Here is a 19,170-nt window from a genome sequence, read left to right on the forward strand (position 1 = left end):
TCATGGGAGACGACAGCAAGCTCGCGGTCAACCTCGAACAGCTGCGCGCAAGCTCGGCGTCTTTGCACGCCGACACGCACGAGGCAATGTCGGCGCTCGAGCAGATCTCGTCAGGCCCGATCGCCTCGGGGTTCGCATCCCTCGGCGAGCTGTTCGCCGAGGTGGGCGCGGCGGGGCAGGAGATGGCGACCGCGTGGAGCGCGGCGGACGGGGCGCTGAAAGACCGCCTGGTCGGGACGGCGGAGCGGCTCGGGGCCTCGGCGGACCTTTACCACGCGGCGGACACGGGCAACGCGGACGCGCTCGCCCTGGACATCGAGACCAAGCAGGCTTCGTAATGGCCGACGGGGTTTGGGGCGCGGTGAGAGGTTTCGACCCCTCGGCCGCGCAGGGGATCCGGCAAGCGTTGGCGGACCGTGCCGCCGGTCTGAGTTCTTTTCAGGCGAAGCTGGGGGCGGCTCGGCAGTTGCCTGGTTGGCAGGGGCCTGGCAAGGAGGCGGCTTCGGGCTCGTTCGTGGAGCCGTTGGGTTATCTGGCTGAGGCGCGTAGCGCGACGGAGCAGGCGGATGCCAAGGTGGGGGATTTCGCGGAGGCGATGGGGAGGTTGCGGGCGAGGGCGGTCGAGGTCGAGGCGATGGCGCAATCGGCTGGGTTCAGCGTCGGGGCGGATGGTTCGATTCGGGATTCGTATGCGCTCGCGGGTTTGGTGGGGAGTCTTTCGCCTGCGGACCGTGCCCGTTATGAGCAGGTGCGGGTGGAGTTGCCTGCTGAGGTGTCCGCTGTGTTGGCGCAGGCGAAGGAGGCCGAGTCGCGGGCGGTGGCCGGTCTGCGGGCGGCGGGGAACCTCGCCGCCGTGCGCCAGCTCGGCGCAGCCGCGAGCCAGCTCGCGGCCGAAGGGAGCGGCGACGACCTCGTCCTCTACGTCGAGGGGCCGCACCAGCCGGACGGGGTGAACCACGACTCGAACTTCCAAAAGGTCGTCGACCTCATCGACGGCGCGCAGAAGTCGATCGACATGACGATGTACCACTTGGACGATCAGAATATGGAAGACGCGCTGGTCCACGCGGCCCAGCGCGGGGTGAACGTGCGGGTGGTCCTGGACACCAGGGGCGAGACGAAGAAGAACCAGGCGGCGTACGACTACCTGACGCAGAACGGCGTCCACGTCGTCTGGGACAGCGCGAACACCTCGGCCGACCCGGACACGGCGAACAAACTGGCCTACTACCACCAGAAGACGGTCACCGTGGACGGGGACACCGCCGCGATCATGAGCGGCAATGCCGTCGAGCGGGACTACAAGACGACCCGAGACTTCGTCGTCTTCGACCGGAACAAGAACGACGTCGCGGCCATCCAAGAGACGTTCAACCACGACTTCGCAGGCACCGGCGACAAAAAGTTCGCCCCGCCGACCGGGGACAACCTCACCTGGAGCCCGACCACGGCGAAGAGCAACACGCTCGCGCTCATCGACGGCGCGAAGCACACCCTCCACATCGAGAACGAGGAGATGGCGAGCCCGGACATCGTGGACCACCTGGTCCAGGCGGCGCAGCGCGGGGTGGCCGTCCAGGTCACCATGACGAACAACCCGAGCTACTACGACGAGCTGGACAAGCTGACCGCGGCCGGGGTCGACGTGCATCTGTTCGCCCGGAGCGGGGACACCTACATCCACGCGAAGGACATCGTCGCGGACGGGACGAACGCCTATGTCGGATCGATCAACTTCTCGGAGAACTCGATGACCAACAACCGCGAGCTCGGCGTCATCACCGACGACGTGGACGTCGTCTCCGGCATCGACTCCACCACGAACAACGACTTCTCCCGTGGCTACACGTACAAGCCGTCCGCCCCGTCGGGCGGCTCGGGGAGCTAAAACCAGAAGGGACAATGATGGGGGACAACGGTCTGTGGGGCGCGGTGAAGAACTTCGACCCCTCGGTCGCGGAGCGCATTCAGAGCGCTTTCGCGGATCGCAGCGCAGGGCTTTCCGGTTTCGGGGGCAAGCTGGTGGCGGCTCGGCAGTTGCCTGGTTGGCAGGGGCCTGGCAAGGAGGCGGCTTCGGGCTCGTTCGTGGAGCCGTTGGGTTATCTGGCTGAGGCGCGTAGCGCGACGGAGCAGGCGGATGCCAAGGTGGGGGATTTCGCGGAGGCGATGGGGAGGTTGCGGGCGAGGGCGGTCGAGGTCGAGGCGATGGCGCAATCGGCTGGGTTCAGCGTCGGGGCGGATGGTTCGATTCGGGATTCGTATGCGCTCGCGGGTTTGGTGGGGAGTCTTTCGCCTGCGGACCGTGCCCGTTATGAGCAGGTGCGGGTGGAGTTGCCTGCCGAGGTGTCCGCTGTGTTGGCGCAGGCGAAGGAGGCCGAGTCGCGGGCGGTGGCCGGTCTGCGGGCGGCGGGGAACCTCGCCGCCGTGCGCCAGCTCGGCGCAGCCGCGAGCCAGCTCGCGGCCGAAGGGAGCGGCGACGACCTCGTCCTCTACGTCGAGGGGCCGCACCAGCCGGACGGGGTGAACCACGACTCGAACTGGCAGCAGGTCCTCAAGCTCATCGACGGCGCGCAGAAGAGCGTCGACGTCACCATGTACGGGTTCACGGACCCTGCGATCCGCGACGCGCTGGTCGACGCGGCGGCCCGAGGCGTGAAGGTCCGAGTCGTCCTCGACAAGGGCGGACAGCAGAAGAAGGACCAGCCGGTTTTCGACTACCTCAACTCGCACGGGGTCCAAGCCGTGTGGAGCTCCACCGACGACTTCCGGTTCACGCATCAGAAGACGGTCACCGTGGACGGCGAGACCTCGGCCGTCATGACCGGCAATTTCGACCCGGAGTATTACGACACGGCCCGCGACTTCGTCGTCCTCGACACGAACAAACGCGACGTCGCGGCGATCCAGGACGTCTTCAACCACGACTTCGTCGGGACCGGCGGCACGAAGACGGACGGCTACACCCCGCCGACCGGGGACAACCTGGTGTGGAGCCCGACCAACGCGCAGGGCAAGATCTTCGCCCTCATCGACGGCGCGAAGCACACGTTGAGCCTGGACCAGCAGTATGTGGCGAGCCAGGACATCACCGACCACCTCGTCGCCGCCGCGCAGCGCGGGGTGGACGTGCAGGTCACCATGGTGAACAACCCGAGCTACTACAAGTATTGGGACCAGCTCGCGGCGGCGGGCGTCGATGTGCATTTGTACGGGCGCAACGCCGACATGTACATCCACGCGAAGAACATCGTCGCGGACAACACCTCGGCCCTCGTCGGGTCGATCAACCTCTCGGACAACTCCATGCTCAACAACCGCGAGCTCGCGGTCGCCACCGACGACCTCGACGTCGTCGCGGGCCTCGAGACCACGAACGCGTCGGATTTCGTCGGCGGATACGAGTACCGTCCGGCCGCCTCGGACAGCAAGCGCTGAGCGGCGCACAGCGAGCTCACAGCTTTGACCTGAAAGAATGAGGGCCATGCCCCCCGTTCTCCGCGCCGAGCGCCTGGTGTGCTTCGCTGCGGCGGTCGCGCTCCTCGCGGGGTGCGCTCCGCACGGCGGCGGGGAAGGCCCAGGCGTGTCGGGCCGCCACGGGGCTTCGGCCGAGTCGTCGGCCTCCGCCTCGCCGACAACGGCCGCGGGCACGTTCAAAGGCGTTCCTGCGGCTGCGGGGGATAAAGAGCAGCTCGGCGATTTCTGCGGCTGGTACACCGACGAGCTGCAGCAGAGCATGGACGCGGTGTCCGCGTTCCTCGGGGCTTTCGAGGTGGCCGGCGGCGATCACGACGACCCGCAGATCGAAGGCACGGCGCACGAAGCCGAGCAGGCGGCGGGGGACGCGGTCAACGCGCTCAACGATTTCCTTTCTGGCTTCTCCGACGGCTTGTCCGAGGCGGCGCGTCTCGCGGTCCTCGCCCTGCGGGACGCGATGGCGGCGCTGGCCTCTGCGATCCGGGAACAGAAGGGCTCTGAGCAGATCAACGCCGAGGTGGCGCTCTTCAACGAAGCGTATAAGGCGCTCCGCCCCGCTTGTTCGTAAGTCCGGGGCTCAGACGGGGACGCCCTTTCGCGAGGGGGGCGTCCCATCCGGTTTTCCGGATAATAGGAGCAAGCCGACCCGTGGGGCCGGCGAAGACTCGGCAAGCTACCATTGACATGAGCTAACTATCTCTCGCTATATGAGAGCGATCACTCAGGTGAAAGGCTGGAACTTTATGACCACGCGCTACAACGGGCTCGTCGCGGACTTCGCGGGCGATCTTGATTACAAAGTCGCCGATCTCACGCTCGCGGATTTCGGCCGCAAGGAGATCCAGCTCGCCGAGCACGAGATGCCTGGGCTCATGGCTCTGCGCCGGGAGTACGACGGGGTCTTCCCGCTCAAGGGCGCGCGGATCACCGGCTCTTTGCACATGACCATTCAGACCGCCGTGCTGATCGAGACGCTTGTCGCCCTCGGGGCCGAGGTCCGCTGGGCCTCGTGCAACATCTTCTCCACCCAGGACCACGCCGCCGCCGCCGTGGTGGTCGGCCCGCACGGCACGGTCGACGAGCCAAAGGGCGTGCCGGTCTTCGCGTGGAAGGGCGAGACCCTCGACGAGTACTGGTGGGCGCTGGACCGGGCGTTGAGCTGGTCGGGCGAGCCCGCGAACATGATCCTCGACGACGGCGGGGACGCCACGACCGTGGTGCTGCGCGGCGCGCAGTTCGAGAAGGCGGGCGTGGTGCCTCCCGAGGAGGAGGGCGACTCGGACGAGTACAAGGAGCTGCTCAAGCTCTTCCGGGGCTGGCTCGCGACCGATCCGCAGAAGTGGACGAACATCGCAGCCTCGGTGCGCGGGGTGACGGAGGAGACCACCACCGGCGTGCACCGTCTGTACCAGTTCTCCGCTGCCAAGGAGCTGCCGTTCCCCGCGATCAACGTCAACGACTCGGTCACCAAGAGCAAGTTCGACAACAAGTACGGCTGTCGGCACTCCCTCATTGACGGGATCAACCGGGGCGTGGACGTGCTCATCGGCGGCAAGAAAGCGCTGGTGTGCGGTTACGGCGACGTCGGCAAGGGCTCGGTGCAGTCCCTCGCGGGCCAAGGCGCGCGCGTCACGGTCACCGAGATCGACCCGATCAACGCCCTGCAGGCGCTCATGGACGGCTTCGACGTGAAGACGGTCGAGGAGGCCATCGGCGAGGCCGATATCGTCATCACCACGACGGGCAACGTCGGCATCATCACCCTCGAGCACATGCGGATGATGAAAGACCAGGCCATCCTCGGCAACATCGGGCACTTCGACAACGAGATCGACATGCACGGGCTCACCCACGCCCCCGACGTCACCCGCCTGAACATCAAGCCGCAGGTGGACCAGTTCTTCTTCGGGAACGGGAAGTCGATCATCGTGCTCTCCGAGGGCAGGCTCCTGAACCTCGGCAACGCCACCGGCCACCCCTCCTTCGTGATGAGCAACAGCTTCTCGAACCAGGTGATCGCCCAGATCGAGCTGTGGACCAAACCGAACGAGTACGCCAACGAGGTCTACCGGCTCCCGAAGCACTTGGACGAGAAGGTCGCCAAGATCCACGTCGAGGCCCTCGGTGGCACGCTCACCAAGCTCACCAAGGAGCAGGCGGAGTACATCGGCGTAGACGTGGAAGGGCCGTATAAGCCAGAGCACTACCGCTACTGACGTTTTCGGGGTCCGCGCGGTGATTCCCTGCGTTCTCGGCTCCTCGTGTACTGGGCTCGTGCCTCGCTCTTTCCTGTACACGTCGTCGCCTGCGGCCTTGGGTCTCATCCACGCGGGGCTCCCCGAAAAAGGGTCCGCGCGGCGCTCTGCTCGGTAAGGTGGTTCCGTGCTGATCACGGTGGAAGGCCTCGACGGGGCCGGGAAGAACACGCTCACAAGCGCTTTGTCCGAGACGTGGCGCGGGCGCGGCTTGCGGGTGGCGAAGATGGCTTTCCCCCGGTACGGGCAGTCCGTCCACGCGGATGTCGCCGCGGAATCGCTGCGCGGGGATTTCGACGGGCGGATCGCGGCGGACCCGCTCGGCATGGCCTTGCTCTTCGCTCTCGACCGGTATGAGGCGAAAGGCGAGCTTGAGGCGCTCCTCGGCGCGCATGACGTGGTGCTCTGCGACCGGTACGTCGCGAGCAACGCGGCGTACGGGGCGGCCCGGCTTGGCGAGGACGCGACGGGCCCGTTCGCCGCCTGGGTGCTGGCGTTCGAGTTCGGCAGGCTCGGCCTGCCGAAGCCGGATCATCAGCTGCTGCTGGCCACGCCGCCAGGTCTCGCGGCGGAACGGGCGCGCTGGCGGGCGGCCTCGGATCCGGGACGAGAACGCGACGCCTACGAACGGGACGCGCCGTTGCAGGAGCGGGTCGGCGCGGTGTACGCAGGGCTCGCCGAGACCGGCTGGGCGGGTCCATGGCGGCTGATCGCCCCGGAAGCCGACCCGGCCGGTCTCGCGGCGGAGCTGCTCTAGGACTGAGCGTCGCGTTCGGCGAGTGTGGTGTTCGCGTTCGCCCAATGCGTCGGAGCCACCTCGCGGAGGATCACTGAAACAGCCTCCGGGGGAGCGCCCAGCACGCGCTGGACGGTCGCGGTGAGCTCGGCGATAAGCTCTCGCAGCTGCTCGGGGCTCCGGCCGGCTTTCAGACTGACGTCGAGGAGGGGCATGGCTGTCCTTTCGGATCGGGGGTCGAGGCGATGGTGCTCGCCACCAGTAGACAACCATGCGACGGCCAGACCTCTTCCCCTGGGGTCGCGCTGATCGGAATCTGTCAGAGCGCGGTCGCCGAAGGCCGTTGCCGCCTGGCGCTGGCCGGGTAGACTGCCGTGAACCGAGGAAGTGGAGGACGATGGCCGCGCGCCTGCTCCGCCATCCGGGTTTCTGGCTGCTCGTCGCCGTCCTCGCCGGGCTCGTCAACCAGATGTTCTTCAGCGTCTACGCCGCGCGGGAGCCCCAGCGTGTCGCCGCGCTCGCCAGCGCGTTGCCGCCGGGCTGGTTCGACCTCGTCGCGCCGCCCGCCTGGCTCGACCGGCTCGTTCCGCGCTCGCCGCTGCTCGCCCTCGCCGCGTTGCGGGTCCAGGCGGGGATCGAGCTGCCGTTCACGATGCTCGCGTACCTCGTGGTCTGCCGCTGGTTCGGCGCGGACGTGTTCGGTCGGGCGCTGCGGTCGCGCTGGCTGGCGAGCGCAGCGTGGACGGCGACGTTCTGCCTCGTCGAGATGTGGCTGCCGACGCCGTACACGGCGCAGGACGTCGCCGTCCGGATCGTCTCCGGTCTCATCGCCCCGGCGTTGCTCGGCGCGTTGCGTCCAGACGGCAGGCGCGGGGCCGGGTCGTTCGGCTCGTTCGCGCTCTCCGCCGCCGCGCTCGGCGGTCTGGTGCTCGTCGTCTACGACGTGGTCCTGCTGTACAACCTCGGCCACGCGCGCGCCGCCGCGCCGGCGGTCGGGGCATTGGCCGTCGTGCTCGGTTTCGCGCGGGCGTGGGCGGCGCGCGGATCGGCCAGGCCAGGACCGGCTGTGGGCGCGCTGGTCGCGGCGTTCGGCGAATTCCTCGTGCTGTTCTTCGTCCCGGCGCTTCCGATCCGCTACGGCTTCGTCGTCGGACACGGCGCGCTCGCCGCCGCTCTGGGTCTCGGCGTGGTGGCGGCCTCGGTCTGGCGGGCCGAGGCGTACCGCGCGGCGCACCTCGTCGCGGCGGGCGCGGGCTTCGTCGTTGGCTTCGTGTGCCTGTGCGCCCCCGCGCGCTATGTGGAGGTCCGGTTGCTGCTCGCGGCGGCGGGTTTCCTCGGCGCGGCCTGGTCGGTGTGCCGGATCAGCGACAGCCGTCAGCGTTCAACGGGGGCAGAGTCGGGGGCAGAGTCCTCGCGCCCGGCGACTTTGTCCAGCCGGGACCGGTAGTCCTTGAGCTGGTTGCGCAGCGAAATGATCTCGTCGATCTCGTAGCCGAGCCCGGCGAGGATGCTTTCGATCATCGCGAGGGCCTTCGGCTGCAGCGCCAGGCTCGCCTCGGTCGCCCGGAGCACGGTCACCCTGCCGTCGTGCGCGCTCTGCCGCCGTTCGACGAGTCCGGAGGCCTCGAGCCGCTGCGTGAGGGGCGACACGGTGCCGTAGTCCAGACGCATCGTCTGGCCGAGCTCTTTCACGGTCAGCTCGTCGTGCTCCCATAACACCAAAAGGACGAGGTATTGCGGGTAGGTGAGCCCCATTTCCTCGAGGTAGGGGCGGTACGAGGCGGTCATCGACCGGGTGGTCGAATAGAGGGCGAAACAGAGCTGCGCCCCGATTCGGAGCGCTTCGATGCGGCCGGGCTGCGCGGCTGGCCCGGCGACGGCATATGCGCCTCGTTGCATTACAAGATGATACAGTGGGCGGGAAATGTGCGCCGCATCACGCCGCGAACACTGAGACGATCGTGTCGGAAGCCTCTCGGTCGCTGACGGTGATCCGGGTGCCCCCCGGATAGGCTTTCACGAGTACGCCCTCCTTCTCGAAACCGCGCTGGAGGATCTCGGCGTCGATCTGGTCGCGGTGGGCGACGAAGACGCAGTTGGCGAAGCTTTCGGGCACGTCGAGCCCCAGCCGCCGCAACCGTCGGGAGAGGTGGTCGCGCTCGGCGCAGATCCGCTCCACCCGGCGCATCAGCTCGTGCTCGGCGTTGTAGCAGGCTTCGGCTCCGATTTCGGCGAAGGCGTTGGTCTCGAACGGGACCTGCCAGCGTTGGATCCTGGCGGCTATCTCGGTCGAGCTGACCGCGTAGCCCACCCGCAGCGCGGCCAGCCCGAACGCTTTGGAGAACGTCCGCAGCACGATCACATTCGGATGCTGGGCGACGATCGGGCCGATCTCGGCCAGTTCGCCGCCCACGTCGAACTCGACGTACGCCTGGTCGAGGAGGACAGGGACGTCCGGGCGGACGCGGCTGAGGAACCAGTCGAGTTCGGCCCTGGTGATCCGCGATCCCGTCGGATTGTGCGGGCTGCACAACGCGACGAGCCGGGTCGTCCGGTCGACGGCCCGGACCATCCGTTCGAGGTCCTGGCTCCCGTCCGGGGCGAGGGGGACTTGCACCCGGTCGCCCTGGACCATCCCGACCAGGATCGGATAGCCGTCGAACGTGGGAGTCGCCATCACCACGCGCTCGCCAGGGGCGACGAACTCTTGCAAGATGTGCATCAGCACGCCGGTGATGCCCGTTCCGACCGAGACCTGCCGATGCCCGACGCCGACGTGCTCGGCGATCAACCGGGGCAGCCGCCGGGGAAAGAACTCCGGGTAGCGGTTGGCCCTGTGCGCCGCGGCCGCCAAGGCGCGGCGCACCGAGGGCAGCGGGCCGAAGGGGTTCTCGTTCAGCGAGAGGAGGAACCGGACCGGCCGTGAGAGCTCCGGTTGGACCTCGGCCAGGCTGGGGGGACGATCATGATCGTCCCCCCCAGCGCACGGCCGCCGCGCCCGCGAAGTCGCCCGCGTGGGCGAAGGCGGCCAGCATGACCACGTCGCCCCGCTTGACCTTGCCTTCGGCGATGGCGTGGTCGAAGGTGACCGGGATGCCGGCGGCGAAGAGGTTGCCGCACTCGTCGAAGGTGTCGGGGTGGCGCTCCTCTGGGAGTTCGAGCGCCTCGCGCCAGTTCCGCAGGAACAATCGGTTGGGCTGGTTGGTGACGAGCAGGTCGAGGTCTTTCGAGGCGATCCCGATCTGCGCGCAGACTGCGTGCGCCACCTCGGGCACTTGCCGGTTGCCTCGGGCGAGCACTTTGATGATCTTGCTCTCGGTGAACCCGACGTGGCCTTCGCCCGGCCCTGCTTGCCAGTACTTGCGCGGCGGGTCGACCTTGTAGACCATGTCGCCCGCGTACTCGCTGTAATTGCGGCATTCGACTCCGAGGATCGGGGACGCGTCCGAGACTTCCAAGAGGCCGCAGCCCGCCCCGTCGCCGGGGATGGCGGCCTGGGCGAGCGTGCGCACGTGCGGCTGGGTGAAGATCTGGCCCGCCGCGTTCTGCGCCGCCGCGATCACGGCTTTGGTCCCCGGCTCCGCCCCGGCGAGGATTTTCTGGGCGAGGCTGATCATGTGGGGGAACGCCGCGCAGCCGCCGTTGTGCACGTCGAGGATCCATTTCGGCTTCATGCCGAGCCGTTTGGCCACTTCGCCGCCGCAACCGACGAACGGCAAGTCCGGCAGTTGGGTGTGCATGATGAGCACATCTGCCCCGGCGACCGCCGCGGGGCCGTGCCGCTCGAGGATCCCCGCCGCGGCCCGCTCGACCATGTCCACGGCGGTCTCGTCCTCGGCGATGTGGTGGCGGAACTTCGGCGCTTTGAACATGACGTTCTCGCTGAGTTCGTCCGACTCTGCGACTTCGGCGTACCAGTCGGCGCTGACCCGGTTCTCGGGCAGATAGCTGGCGACGTCGAGAAGGCTGAGCGTGGTCATGCTTTTCTCCAATCCTGGTGCATCCAATCCGGTGTGATCGACTGCCCGCGCGAATGGCGGTGCTCGCAGATGGCCTTCAAATTGCGCAGTTCGAGGAGATGCCCCGCGTAGAACAGGTCCCAGAAGTCGCCGACCCACACGGGCCTGCCCTCCGGGGCGGTCTGCGGATAAGGGTTCTTGTCGTAGAAGGGGTGGCGGCAGTTGGTCCAGAGCACCACCGAGCCCGGCTTGTCGAGCACCAGCTGCGCGTCGACGACGCGCATGAGGTAGATCATCCACAGATGCTCGCCTTGGTCCCAGGCGCAGTGGTAGTCCACGGTCCGGGCCTGGGGGTTCGCCGCCGTGCGGGTGTAGATCTTGGTGTGCTTGCCGATGCGGTCGTCGGAGACCCACAGGCCGGGGGTGTCGGTCTCTCGGAATCCGCGCATGCTGTAGGTCCACTCCTCGAGGCTGCGCGTGTCGGCCAGGTATTCGTAGACCTCGTCTGGCGGCGCGTCGATGAAGTCCTGGATGCTGCAGTACTGGCCGTAGACCTGTTCGTGCGGGTACACCGAGCGCGTCATCTCCAAGACGAGGGGCATCCCTTCTTTGACGCTGATGTTCTCGACGCGGTAGACCCCGGGGACCTCGAGCGGGGGGATTTCGTCCTTGGGGACGGCGCTGGTGGGGGCATTGGCTGTGGTTGTCATGCGGTCAACTCCTTCAGGAACGGGATGAACGGCGGGATTTCGTCGGGATCGCATTCGACGGCGATGAACACGGGCCCCGGCTCCGAGGCGGTGTCGTCGAGCGCCGCCTCGAACTCGGCGAGGGTGCGGGCGGCTCGGGACGGCAGCCAGGGGAGCAGCGCGCGGACGGCTTCTCCGATCCTGGCCTCGGAGAACCTGTTGAAGCTGTACTCGCCGGAGTAGTACAGCTGCTCGCGAGTCACGCACATGGCGTGCGCGTTGTTGTTGAAGACGACGAACGTCACCGGGGCCTGTTGCTCGACGGCGGTGTGGACCTCGAAGCCGTGCATGAAGAAAGCGCCGTCGCCTGCGACGACGAATGTCCGCCTGCCCCTGGCGAGCGAGCCGCCGATCCCCGCGCCGAACGCGTAGCCCATCCCGCCCATGCCGAGCGCGACGACGAACCTGCCGCCGTCCGGGACCGGCAGGTGGTGGACCACGGAGGCTCCCGTGTTGCCCGCGTCGGCGAACACGTCCGTCCCTGGCGGGAGCCGCTCGGCGAGGGCGGCGACGGCTTCGCGGTACGAGACTCCGGGGCCGCTTTTGACGGGCACGCTCAGCGGTTGAACCGAAGGCAGGACGACGGGGCGCTCGGGGTCGGGACGGGAGCCGGCGAGCGCGGCGAGGGCCGTTTTGAGGGGAGCGCCCACGCTGAGCTCGACGTCGACGAGCGGAGGGCGCGCGCCGAGATGCAGCAGCCGGGGGCGGGCCAGCGCCTCCTCCAATCCGCCGCGCGCGACGAGCGGCAACCGCGTGCCCGCAAGGACGCACACCGAAGCGTCGGCGACGGCTTGCGCGCCGCCGCGATGCCCCATGATCCCGCAGACTCCGGCGAAGAGCGGATGGCTGTTGCGGAAGACGTCTTTCGCGTCCGGGGCGACGAGCACGGGAGAGGCGAGGCCGGCCGCGAATGCTTCGAGCTCGGACCTCGCGTCGGCTCTGGCGACCTCGGGGCCCGCGATGACCACGACGCGGCCGGCTTCGGCGAGCATGCGCTCGGCCTGCTCCAGCTGGGCGGCCTGCGCGGGCCGCAGGGGTGTAGCGGAGCCGAGGGGACGGGGTCCGGCGGCCAGGTCCGTCGCGGACAGAGCCGCCTGCTGGACGTCCTTGGGCAGGAGGAGCACGGCGGGCCCGCCGTCCCAGGCGGCGGCGATGGCTCGTTCGAGAAGCGCCGGGACCTCGTTCGCGGCGGTCGCTTTCGCGCAGAACCTCGCGACATGGGAGAACAGGCCGACCGCGTCGATCGTTCCGGCCTCGCCGCTCGTGTCTTGGAAAGCTCCCCGGCCTTCGAGGGCGACGGGCGGTTGGCCGACGAGGGCGAGCACGGGCACTTCGGAGTCGAACGCCTCGCCGAGCGCGGCGACGAGGTTGAGCGCCCCGCCGCCGGACGTCGCGACGACGACGCCGAGCCGGTTGGCGGTCCGCGCGTAGCCGTCGGCCATGGTGGCGGCCCCGAACTCGTGCTTCGCCACGATCCCGCGCAATTTGGGCCCGAACCGGTCGATGGCGTCGTAGACGTCTTCGATGTTCGCGCCGTCGACGCCGAAAACAGTGTCGACTCCTTCGTCGGCGATACGTGCGACCAGGTGATCCGCGACGCTCGTCGCCCTGCTGCCGGTGGCCATGTCGCCCCTTCCCGGGGGATCGGCGGGATGGTGTGAGGATCTGGTAATCGAAGCGAAACAAGTTCAATTGCGAGCGATGTATCTGGCTCGACGTTAGTTGCGTCACAGGCGCAGCGCAAGGGTTTCTCGGAGAAAATGTGGCTGAATTTCGCCTGACTCGCGCTGCCTGCGGGTTCGGCATGGCCGTGTCACGGCGCGCCGCCTGGACCGTTATCCGGTTGAAATGCGACCATGAACCCCATGCGACAGCGGATTCTAGTGGTTGACGACGACGTGGCCTTGGCGGAAATGCTGACCATCGTCCTGCGCGGAGAAGGGTTCGACCCGGTTGTCGTGTCCGATGGGAGCAAGGTGCTGCCCGCCGTCCGCGAACTGCGCCCTGATCTCGTGCTCCTCGACGTGATGCTCCCAGGGCTCAACGGCATCGACGTGTGCCGCCAGGTGCGGGCCGAGTCCGGGGTGCCGATCGTCATGCTCACCGCGCGCACCGACACCATCGACGTGGTGGTCGGCCTCGAATCCGGCGCGGACGATTATGTGATGAAGCCGTTCAAGCCGAAAGAGCTGGTCGCGCGCGTCAGGGCCCGGTTGCGGCGCAACGAGGTGGCGGCTCCGGAGGTGCTGACGATCGACGATGTCGAGATCGACGTGCTCGCCCACCGGGTCAGCCGGGCCGACCAGATCATCTCCCTCACCCCGCTCGAATTCGACCTGCTCGTCGCCCTCGCGCGCAAGCCCCGCCAGGTGTTCACCAGGGAAGTCCTGCTCGAACAGGTTTGGGGCTACCGTCATCCGGCGGACACGCGTTTGGTGAACGTCCACGTCCAGCGGTTGCGCGCGAAGGTGGAAAAGGATCCGGACGCCCCGCGCGTCGTCCTCACCGTGCGCGGCGTCGGTTACAAAGCCGGCCCGCCGTGATCTTCACCTTCCTGGGGCCGACGCGGCACGGCGCTTCGCCCCTGCCGCCGCCGGGCGGGCTCGGCTCGCCGTTCGGCGTGTTCGGCCGACACCGCCATCCGCATCGGGTTTCCCAGGAAGTGTGAGAGGCGTGGTTCACTAGATATCGTGACAGGAGATGACGCGTGATCGGGGGTAGCCGTCGCCTGCAGCATGGCCCGGCCACGTTCCTGACCTGGATCGAGCGCGGGTCGAGGGTCGTGGGGCGGCGCTGGCGGCGCTCGTTGCAGCTGCGCGTCCTTGTTTCCGCGATGGCGTTGTCGCTGACGTTGATGCTGGTGCTCGGTTTCTTTTTGTCGAGCCAGATCGCAGACCGGTTGCTCTCGCAGAAGATCGCGGCGGCCTCCGACGAGCTCGCCCGAGCCCGCACCACGGTCGAGAGCGAGTTGGTCGGCGCGGGAGAGGTCGAGGGGCTGGAGAGCCGGATGCGGGCGGTCCGGCTCCGGCTCTCCGATCCGGGCTCGGCGGCGGGCCTCGCGGGCGTGTTCGACTCGGTGATCATCGTCCCGGAGAACGGCAAACAGGGGAAGATCGTCCTCGGGCCGAGCCAGACGGTCAGTGAGGCGCTGCAGGACTTCGTGCGATCCGGGCAGGTCAGCTACATCTACGGCACCGAGCCCGTGCCGGACGGCGGGACGAGGCCGGTGCTCGTCATGGGCACCCCGATGGCCACCGGGGCGGTAGGCGTGCAGTTGTATTTGATCTTCCCGCTGTCCAACGAGCAGTCCACGCTCAGCCTCGTGCAGCGCAATCTGATCACTGGCGGTCTCGTGCTTTCGATTCTGATGGCGGCGGTGTCGATGTTCGTGGCCAGGCAGGTGGTGCTGCCCGTGCGGCAGACCGCGCGGATCGCGGTCCGATTCGCCAACGGCAGGCTGGACGAACGCGTGCCGGTCCGGGGCGAGGACGATTTGGCGCGGCTGGCGATGTCGTTCAACGAGATGGCGGAGAGCTTGTCAAGGCAGATCGTCCAATTGGAAGAGTACGGACAGCTGCAGCGGCAGTTCACCTCCGACGTGAGCCACGAGCTGCGCACGCCGTTGACCACGGTGCGCCTTGCCGCCGATCTCATCGGCGGCTACCGCGACGAGCTTTCTCCGGAGCTGGCGAGGGCCTCGGAGCTTTTGGAGGCCGAACTGGACCGGTTCGAATCCCTGCTCACCTCGCTCCTGGAGATCTCCCGGCACGACGCGGGCGTCGCGGACCTCTCCGCGGAGCAGGTCGATTTGCGCCGCTGCGTCCACGCCGCCGTCGACATCGTCGAGCCGGGGGCGAAAAGCTCGGGCACGGTGATCCAGCTCGACCTCCCCGACACGCCGGTGATCGCGGAGGTCGACCAGCGCAGGGTGGAGCGCGTGCTGCGCAACCTCTTGGCCAACGCGGTGGACCACGGGGAGGCGCGTCCGGTCCAAGTGAAGATGCGCGCCGACGCGGACGCGGTGGCCGTCACGGTCCGGGACTGGGGCGTCGGGCTCAAGCCTGGCGAGGAGAAGCTCGTTTTCAACCGGTTCTGGCGCGCCGACCCCTCGCGGGTGCGCCGCATGGGCGGCACCGGCCTTGGGCTCGCGATCAGCTACGAGGACGCGCGATTGCACCAGGGCCGTCTGGAGGCGTGGGGAGAGCCTGGCCGAGGGGCCTGCTTCCGGCTGACGTTGCCGCTCGTGCGCGGGCATAAAGTGGTCGGCAGCCCACTGCCGCTCAAACCGGCAAGCCCGCAGCGCATTCCATCCGCGCACGAGCTGCGCGAGGTCCTCGCGGACTCGCCGCCGCTTCGGGGGAAGGTGGAGGAGTGATGCGGAGCCGTTTCTTCTTGTCGCGCGTCGTCCTCGCGCTCCTCTGCGCGGCGCTGGTGGCCTCGTGCGCGACGATTCCGACGGGCAGCCCGCCCCATGCGCTGGGGCCGGTGCAGCGCGCGGCCGGAGCCCAGGACACCATGGCCGTCCCGGAGCCCGCCCCCGGCATGTCGCCAGAGACCTTGATCCGAGACTTCTTGAAAGCCGCCGTCGACCCCGCCGCGCGGCACGGCAAGGCCCGCGAGTTCCTGACCGAGGAAGCCTCTCGGGCCTGGGACGACTCTCCGGGCGGCACAGTCATCGACACCATCGACGTGCTTCTCCCGGAGGAGCAGAACGAGCATCAGTCGGACCGGATGCGCTTTCAGATCCGCGCCATGGCGGTGGGCCATATCGAGCCGGACGGCGTGGTGGGCCGGGACGACACCGCTGTGGACCGGCAGATCGAAGTGACCAGGGTGCACGGGGAGTGGCGGATCAGCGCGCTCGACAAGGGCGTGCTGGTGGACGCCAAGCAGTTCCAGTACCGCTACCAGCGCCGCAACCTGTACTTCCTGAACCCGTCGGGAACCCAGCTGGTGCCAGACCCCCGGTGGGTCTCTGGCGACCCGACCTCGCTCGCGGAACAGCTGATCCAGCTCCTCATCAACGGGCCGAGGCCGGTGCTGGCGAGCGCGGTCCGCACGCAGTTCCCCCAGCACGCGGCTTTGCGCTCGGCGATCACGCGGTCGGGCGGACAGCCGGGGAACTCGAACGCGCATGGGCTCAACATCGATCTCAAAGGGCTGGGCGAGCTTGGCCAGAGAGAGAAGCAGCAGCTCGCGGCGCAAGTGATCTGGACGCTGGCCGGGGCGGGCGTCACCGGCCCGTACTCGATCTCCATCGGCGGGATGCCGATTGAGGAGCGGTTGAGCGCGGGGTGGACGACCAAGGACGTTGAGGGCTGGGATCCGACTTCGGAGGCTTCCGGCAACACGATGTACGCGGTCTACGGGGGCACGTTGGCGCGGGTCACCGACCGAGGCGTGCAGAAGGTGTCGGGCGCGCTCGGGGTGGTGAACTCGATTCTCGCGGCCGCTGTGAACAGCCAGGAGAGCTACGCCGCCGCAGCGGTGAAAGGGCCGGACGGCTCGGTCCAGCTGATGGTCGGGCCGCCGGACAAAACCGTGAACCTCGGGGCAACCGCCGAGCGCACCATGACCCGTCCGACCTGGACCCCGGACGGGTTGAAAGTGTGGACGGTGCTCGACGGCAGCGACGTGATCTGCGTGAGCGTCGACGCGAACGGCCAGTTGACCCGGTCCGAAGTGGACATCTCCGAGCTCGGCCGCACGCCGCAGGACGGTCCGATCACCGAGCTGCGGCTATCGCACGACGGGGTCAGAGCCGCGCTGGTGGTGGGCGGCAGGCTCATCACCATGAACGTCCGGCAGAACGCGAACGGCGGCTACGCCCTGACCGACGCGCAATCGCTGCTCACGTCGAACCCGGAGCATCCGGTGCAGGTGACGAGCGTCGACTGGGGCGCGAGCGACGTGCTGTACGTGGCGCAGGCGCTCGCGGGCCCGCCGGGGCTCGAGCCCCCCGTGCTCGAAGTCCCCGTCGGCAGCCCGTTCTCCACGCCCGTGCCGAGCCGGAACCTCACTCCGCCGATCTCCTCCATCACCGCCTCCGCGACGATGATCTACGTCACCGACTCGAGGGCGGTGCTGCAGCTGCGCAAGAACGGCGGGCCGGAGGACTTCTGGAAGGAGATCCCGATGCTGCACGGGACGCTTTCGACCATCGTCCTGCCCAAGTAGCGTCTCCGGGGTCCGCGCGGCGGTCTGCGCATTGCGGCGGCCCTCATGTGTGCCTCCGCTCCCCAACGCGCCGCGGGCTGCCGCGCCTCGCATCTCATCCACACGGGATTCCCCGGATACTTCCACGCGGATGCGGTCGGGTTCCTAGGTTTCGAGCCCCGTTCTTGTCGGACTCCGCGCGCACACTGGCGGCATGGATTTCCGGGCTGGGTTGCGGTGGGCGGGGCGGTCGTTCCTCGATGTGCTCGTGCCGCAGGAGTGCGGCGGTTGCCGGTCGCGGGGCGCGGCGTGGTGCGAGCGCTGCGAGCGGGAGACCCGGCCGGAGCCTTCTCTGGTGCGCCCGGAGTTCGACCCTGGCGTCCCGGTGTACTCGTGCGGGCGCTACGGCGGACCGCGCCGCTGCGCGGTGCTCGCGGCGAAGGCGCACGGCCGTCGGGACATGGCGATCCCGCTCGGGGAGCAGCTCGCCCGCGCGCTCGTCGAATTGCGCCGGAGGGGCGTGCTCCCGCCGGACCGGGGCCTGCGGCTGGTCCCCGCGCCATCGCGCTCCCGCTCGTCGCGGACGCGCGGCGGCGATCCGGTGCTCCGCATCGCCTCGGCTGCTTCGGCGAGCGTGCCGGGGGCCGACGTGGAGGACTTGCTCCGCTATCGGATCGGCGTGCGCGATTCCGTCGGGCTCGGGGCCGCAGAGCGGTTCGCGAACGTGCGGGGCAACGCGCGGCTGCGAACGCGCCCGCAGCCCGCCTCCGGGAGGCTGACAGTCCTTGTGGACGATGTGCTCACCTCCGGCTCCACGGCGTGCGAGGCAGTTCGGGCGCTGGCCCTCGCGCACGTCGAGGTGGCGGCGGTGGTCGTGCTCGCCAGCTCGTCGCCGGTCGCGCGGGCCGGGCCGCCTCGCTCTGGTGGAACGCGCTGCCGAGGGGTACTGTGAGGCGATGGCGAACGCGCAACCCGAGCGGCCCGGCAACGGGCAGCAAGGCTCTGAGCTGCAGCGGCGGCCGAACGCCGCCGATCTTTTCGCGCCGTTCCGGCCCGATCCGCCCGCGTACCGTGCTTCTGACGCGGACCGGGACCAGGTCGTCCGACTGTTGAGCCAGGCTTTGAGCGAGGGACAGCTCGACGTGCACGAGTTCGACCAGCGGACGAAAGCCGTGTACGCGGCGAAGACCCACGCCGAGCTCGAAACGGTGACCTGCGACCTCGACGTCCAGGCGGGTGTCCGCCGCTCGGGGGCGATCGTCGGCCCGAGCGGGCGCGCGCGCACTTTTCTCGGCGTCATGGGCGGCTTCCGGCGCAAGGGCGAGTGGATCGTGCCGCGCAGGGTCAATGTCTTCGTGTTTTGGGGCGGCGGCGTGCTGGATCTGCGCGATGCGGTCTTCGCCGAGCCGGAGGCGGTCATCAACATCAAGGCGCTGATGGGCGGCGCGACAGTCATCGTTCCGCCCGAACTCAGCGTCCAGGTTGTGGGAACCGGCTTGATGGGCAGTTTCGCCGACCGGGCGAGCGGCGCTGGAGATGCGGGGCAGCCGCATGTCGTGATCGGAGGTTTCGCCTTTTGGGGCGGGGTCAACGTGGTGCGCTCGTCCGGACGGAACAGGGCGCTGCGCGCGAAACTGCGGCGCAAGAATTCCCGAGGCGTCTAGCGCGACCCCCTGCCGCCGCCGAACACGGCGGGGGAACCGCGAGTTGAACAGGATATGACGTCGAGTTGATCACCGGCCGACGGCCTGGGTGGCAAGATCGCGAAAATGCGACTAACGTCACAGGTAGCGGACTGGCGACACGTCCGGGCTCGGACCGCCAGTTCGTTGCCCGGAGGC

At 68.6% G+C, this 19,170-nt stretch carries 19 protein-coding genes; 13 read left to right on the forward strand and 6 right to left on the reverse strand.

The annotated features are described in order from the left end of the window. Positions 1 to 2 precede the first annotated feature (2 nt). From HMPREF9336_RS06305 to HMPREF9336_RS06330, 6 genes are all read left to right on the forward strand, one after another. The gene (locus HMPREF9336_RS06305; protein ID WP_007470125.1) at positions 3 to 338 is read left to right on the forward strand and encodes a type VII secretion target; all 336 of its coding nucleotides are present in this window, start codon (positions 3 to 5) and stop codon (positions 336 to 338) included. Beyond that, positions 338 to 1,888 (forward strand): phospholipase D-like domain-containing protein, encoded by a 1,551-nt coding sequence (locus HMPREF9336_RS06310; protein WP_007470127.1) that lies wholly within the window; start codon positions 338 to 340, stop codon positions 1,886 to 1,888. The genes HMPREF9336_RS06305 and HMPREF9336_RS06310 overlap by 1 nt, the downstream gene beginning before the upstream one ends. Before the next feature lie 17 nt (positions 1,889 to 1,905). Further along, positions 1,906 to 3,435 carry a phospholipase D-like domain-containing protein gene (locus HMPREF9336_RS06315; protein ID WP_156920304.1) on the forward strand — a complete coding sequence of 510 codons (1,530 nt, stop codon included), beginning with the start codon at positions 1,906 to 1,908 and terminating at the stop codon, positions 3,433 to 3,435. A gap of 46 nt (positions 3,436 to 3,481) precedes the next feature. After that, positions 3,482 to 4,042, forward strand: coding sequence for a hypothetical protein (locus HMPREF9336_RS06320; protein WP_007470131.1), 561 nt, complete (start codon positions 3,482 to 3,484; stop codon positions 4,040 to 4,042). Positions 4,043 to 4,217: 175 nt separating this feature from the next. After that, positions 4,218 to 5,690 carry an adenosylhomocysteinase gene (ahcY, locus tag HMPREF9336_RS06325; protein ID WP_007470134.1) on the forward strand — a complete coding sequence of 491 codons (1,473 nt, stop codon included), beginning with the start codon at positions 4,218 to 4,220 and terminating at the stop codon, positions 5,688 to 5,690. 166 nt (positions 5,691 to 5,856) lie between these two features. Beyond that, entirely contained in the window at positions 5,857 to 6,486 is a 630-nt protein-coding gene (locus tag HMPREF9336_RS06330) for a dTMP kinase (protein ID WP_007470136.1), read from the forward strand. Here the strand turns inward: HMPREF9336_RS06330 and HMPREF9336_RS06335 are convergent. Beyond that, the gene (locus tag HMPREF9336_RS06335) at positions 6,483 to 6,680 is read right to left on the reverse strand and encodes a tautomerase family protein (protein WP_007470138.1); all 198 of its coding nucleotides are present in this window, start codon (positions 6,678 to 6,680) and stop codon (positions 6,483 to 6,485) included. The two genes, HMPREF9336_RS06330 and HMPREF9336_RS06335, sit on opposite strands and share 4 nt — an antisense overlap. 182 nt (positions 6,681 to 6,862) lie before the next feature. Between HMPREF9336_RS06335 and HMPREF9336_RS06340 the strand changes: the two genes are divergently transcribed. Further along, positions 6,863 to 7,912, forward strand: coding sequence for a hypothetical protein (locus HMPREF9336_RS06340; protein ID WP_021030213.1), 1,050 nt, complete (start codon positions 6,863 to 6,865; stop codon positions 7,910 to 7,912). Here the strand turns inward: HMPREF9336_RS06340 and HMPREF9336_RS06345 are convergent. The 5 genes from HMPREF9336_RS06345 to HMPREF9336_RS06365 are packed head-to-tail and all read right to left on the reverse strand — an operon-like array spanning position 7,840 to position 12,798. Further along, positions 7,840 to 8,364: a MarR family winged helix-turn-helix transcriptional regulator gene (locus HMPREF9336_RS06345; protein ID WP_007472586.1), complete on the reverse strand. Its 525-nt coding sequence runs from the start codon at positions 8,362 to 8,364 to the stop codon at positions 7,840 to 7,842. The genes HMPREF9336_RS06340 and HMPREF9336_RS06345 overlap by 73 nt on opposite strands. 37 nt (positions 8,365 to 8,401) lie before the next feature. Next, positions 8,402 to 9,415 (reverse strand): pyridoxal phosphate-dependent aminotransferase, encoded by a 1,014-nt coding sequence (locus tag HMPREF9336_RS06350; RefSeq protein ID WP_040584665.1) that lies wholly within the window; start codon positions 9,413 to 9,415, stop codon positions 8,402 to 8,404. A gap of 13 nt (positions 9,416 to 9,428) precedes the next feature. Beyond that, positions 9,429 to 10,445, reverse strand: coding sequence for a 3-oxoacyl-ACP synthase III family protein (locus HMPREF9336_RS06355; protein WP_021030214.1), 1,017 nt, complete (start codon positions 10,443 to 10,445; stop codon positions 9,429 to 9,431). Continuing rightward, positions 10,442 to 11,134: an SRPBCC family protein gene (locus HMPREF9336_RS06360; protein WP_021030215.1), complete on the reverse strand. Its 693-nt coding sequence runs from the start codon at positions 11,132 to 11,134 to the stop codon at positions 10,442 to 10,444. Before HMPREF9336_RS06360 ends, HMPREF9336_RS06355 begins: the two co-directional genes overlap by 4 nt. Next, a complete protein-coding gene (locus HMPREF9336_RS06365; protein ID WP_021030216.1) occupies positions 11,131 to 12,798 on the reverse strand; it encodes a thiamine pyrophosphate-binding protein in 1,668 nt (555 codons plus the stop codon). Before HMPREF9336_RS06365 ends, HMPREF9336_RS06360 begins: the two co-directional genes overlap by 4 nt. Positions 12,799 to 13,029: 231 nt before the next feature. Here HMPREF9336_RS06365 and mtrA point away from each other — a divergent pair, with 231 nt between their 5' ends. The 6 genes from mtrA to HMPREF9336_RS06390 all read left to right on the forward strand — a co-directional run bounded on the left by mtrA (position 13,030) and on the right by HMPREF9336_RS06390 (position 18,993). Then, positions 13,030 to 13,716 (forward strand): MtrAB system response regulator MtrA, encoded by a 687-nt coding sequence (gene mtrA / locus HMPREF9336_RS06370; RefSeq protein WP_007470146.1) that lies wholly within the window; start codon positions 13,030 to 13,032, stop codon positions 13,714 to 13,716. Beyond that, on the forward strand, positions 13,713 to 13,841 hold the full coding sequence (locus HMPREF9336_RS19170) for a hypothetical protein (RefSeq protein ID WP_280110249.1): 129 nt from the start codon (positions 13,713 to 13,715) through the stop codon (positions 13,839 to 13,841). Before mtrA ends, HMPREF9336_RS19170 begins: the two co-directional genes overlap by 4 nt. A 39-nt stretch (positions 13,842 to 13,880) precedes the next feature. Beyond that, on the forward strand, positions 13,881 to 15,548 hold the full coding sequence (gene mtrB, locus HMPREF9336_RS06375; protein WP_007470148.1) for an MtrAB system histidine kinase MtrB: 1,668 nt from the start codon (positions 13,881 to 13,883) through the stop codon (positions 15,546 to 15,548). Beyond that, positions 15,548 to 17,350, forward strand: coding sequence for an MtrAB system accessory lipoprotein LpqB (gene lpqB / locus HMPREF9336_RS06380; RefSeq protein WP_007470151.1), 1,803 nt, complete (start codon positions 15,548 to 15,550; stop codon positions 17,348 to 17,350). The genes mtrB and lpqB overlap by 1 nt, the downstream gene beginning before the upstream one ends. Before the next feature lie 193 nt (positions 17,351 to 17,543). Next, positions 17,544 to 18,281, forward strand: coding sequence for a ComF family protein (locus tag HMPREF9336_RS06385; RefSeq protein ID WP_021030217.1), 738 nt, complete (start codon positions 17,544 to 17,546; stop codon positions 18,279 to 18,281). Between the two features lie 4 nt (positions 18,282 to 18,285). Continuing rightward, the gene (locus HMPREF9336_RS06390) at positions 18,286 to 18,993 is read left to right on the forward strand and encodes a DUF1707 SHOCT-like domain-containing protein (protein WP_007470155.1); all 708 of its coding nucleotides are present in this window, start codon (positions 18,286 to 18,288) and stop codon (positions 18,991 to 18,993) included. Positions 18,994 to 19,170: the final 177 nt, after the last annotated feature.

The organism is Segniliparus rugosus ATCC BAA-974 (genome assembly GCF_000185725.2).
Lineage (GTDB): Bacteria > Actinomycetota > Actinomycetes > Mycobacteriales > Mycobacteriaceae > Segniliparus > Segniliparus rugosus.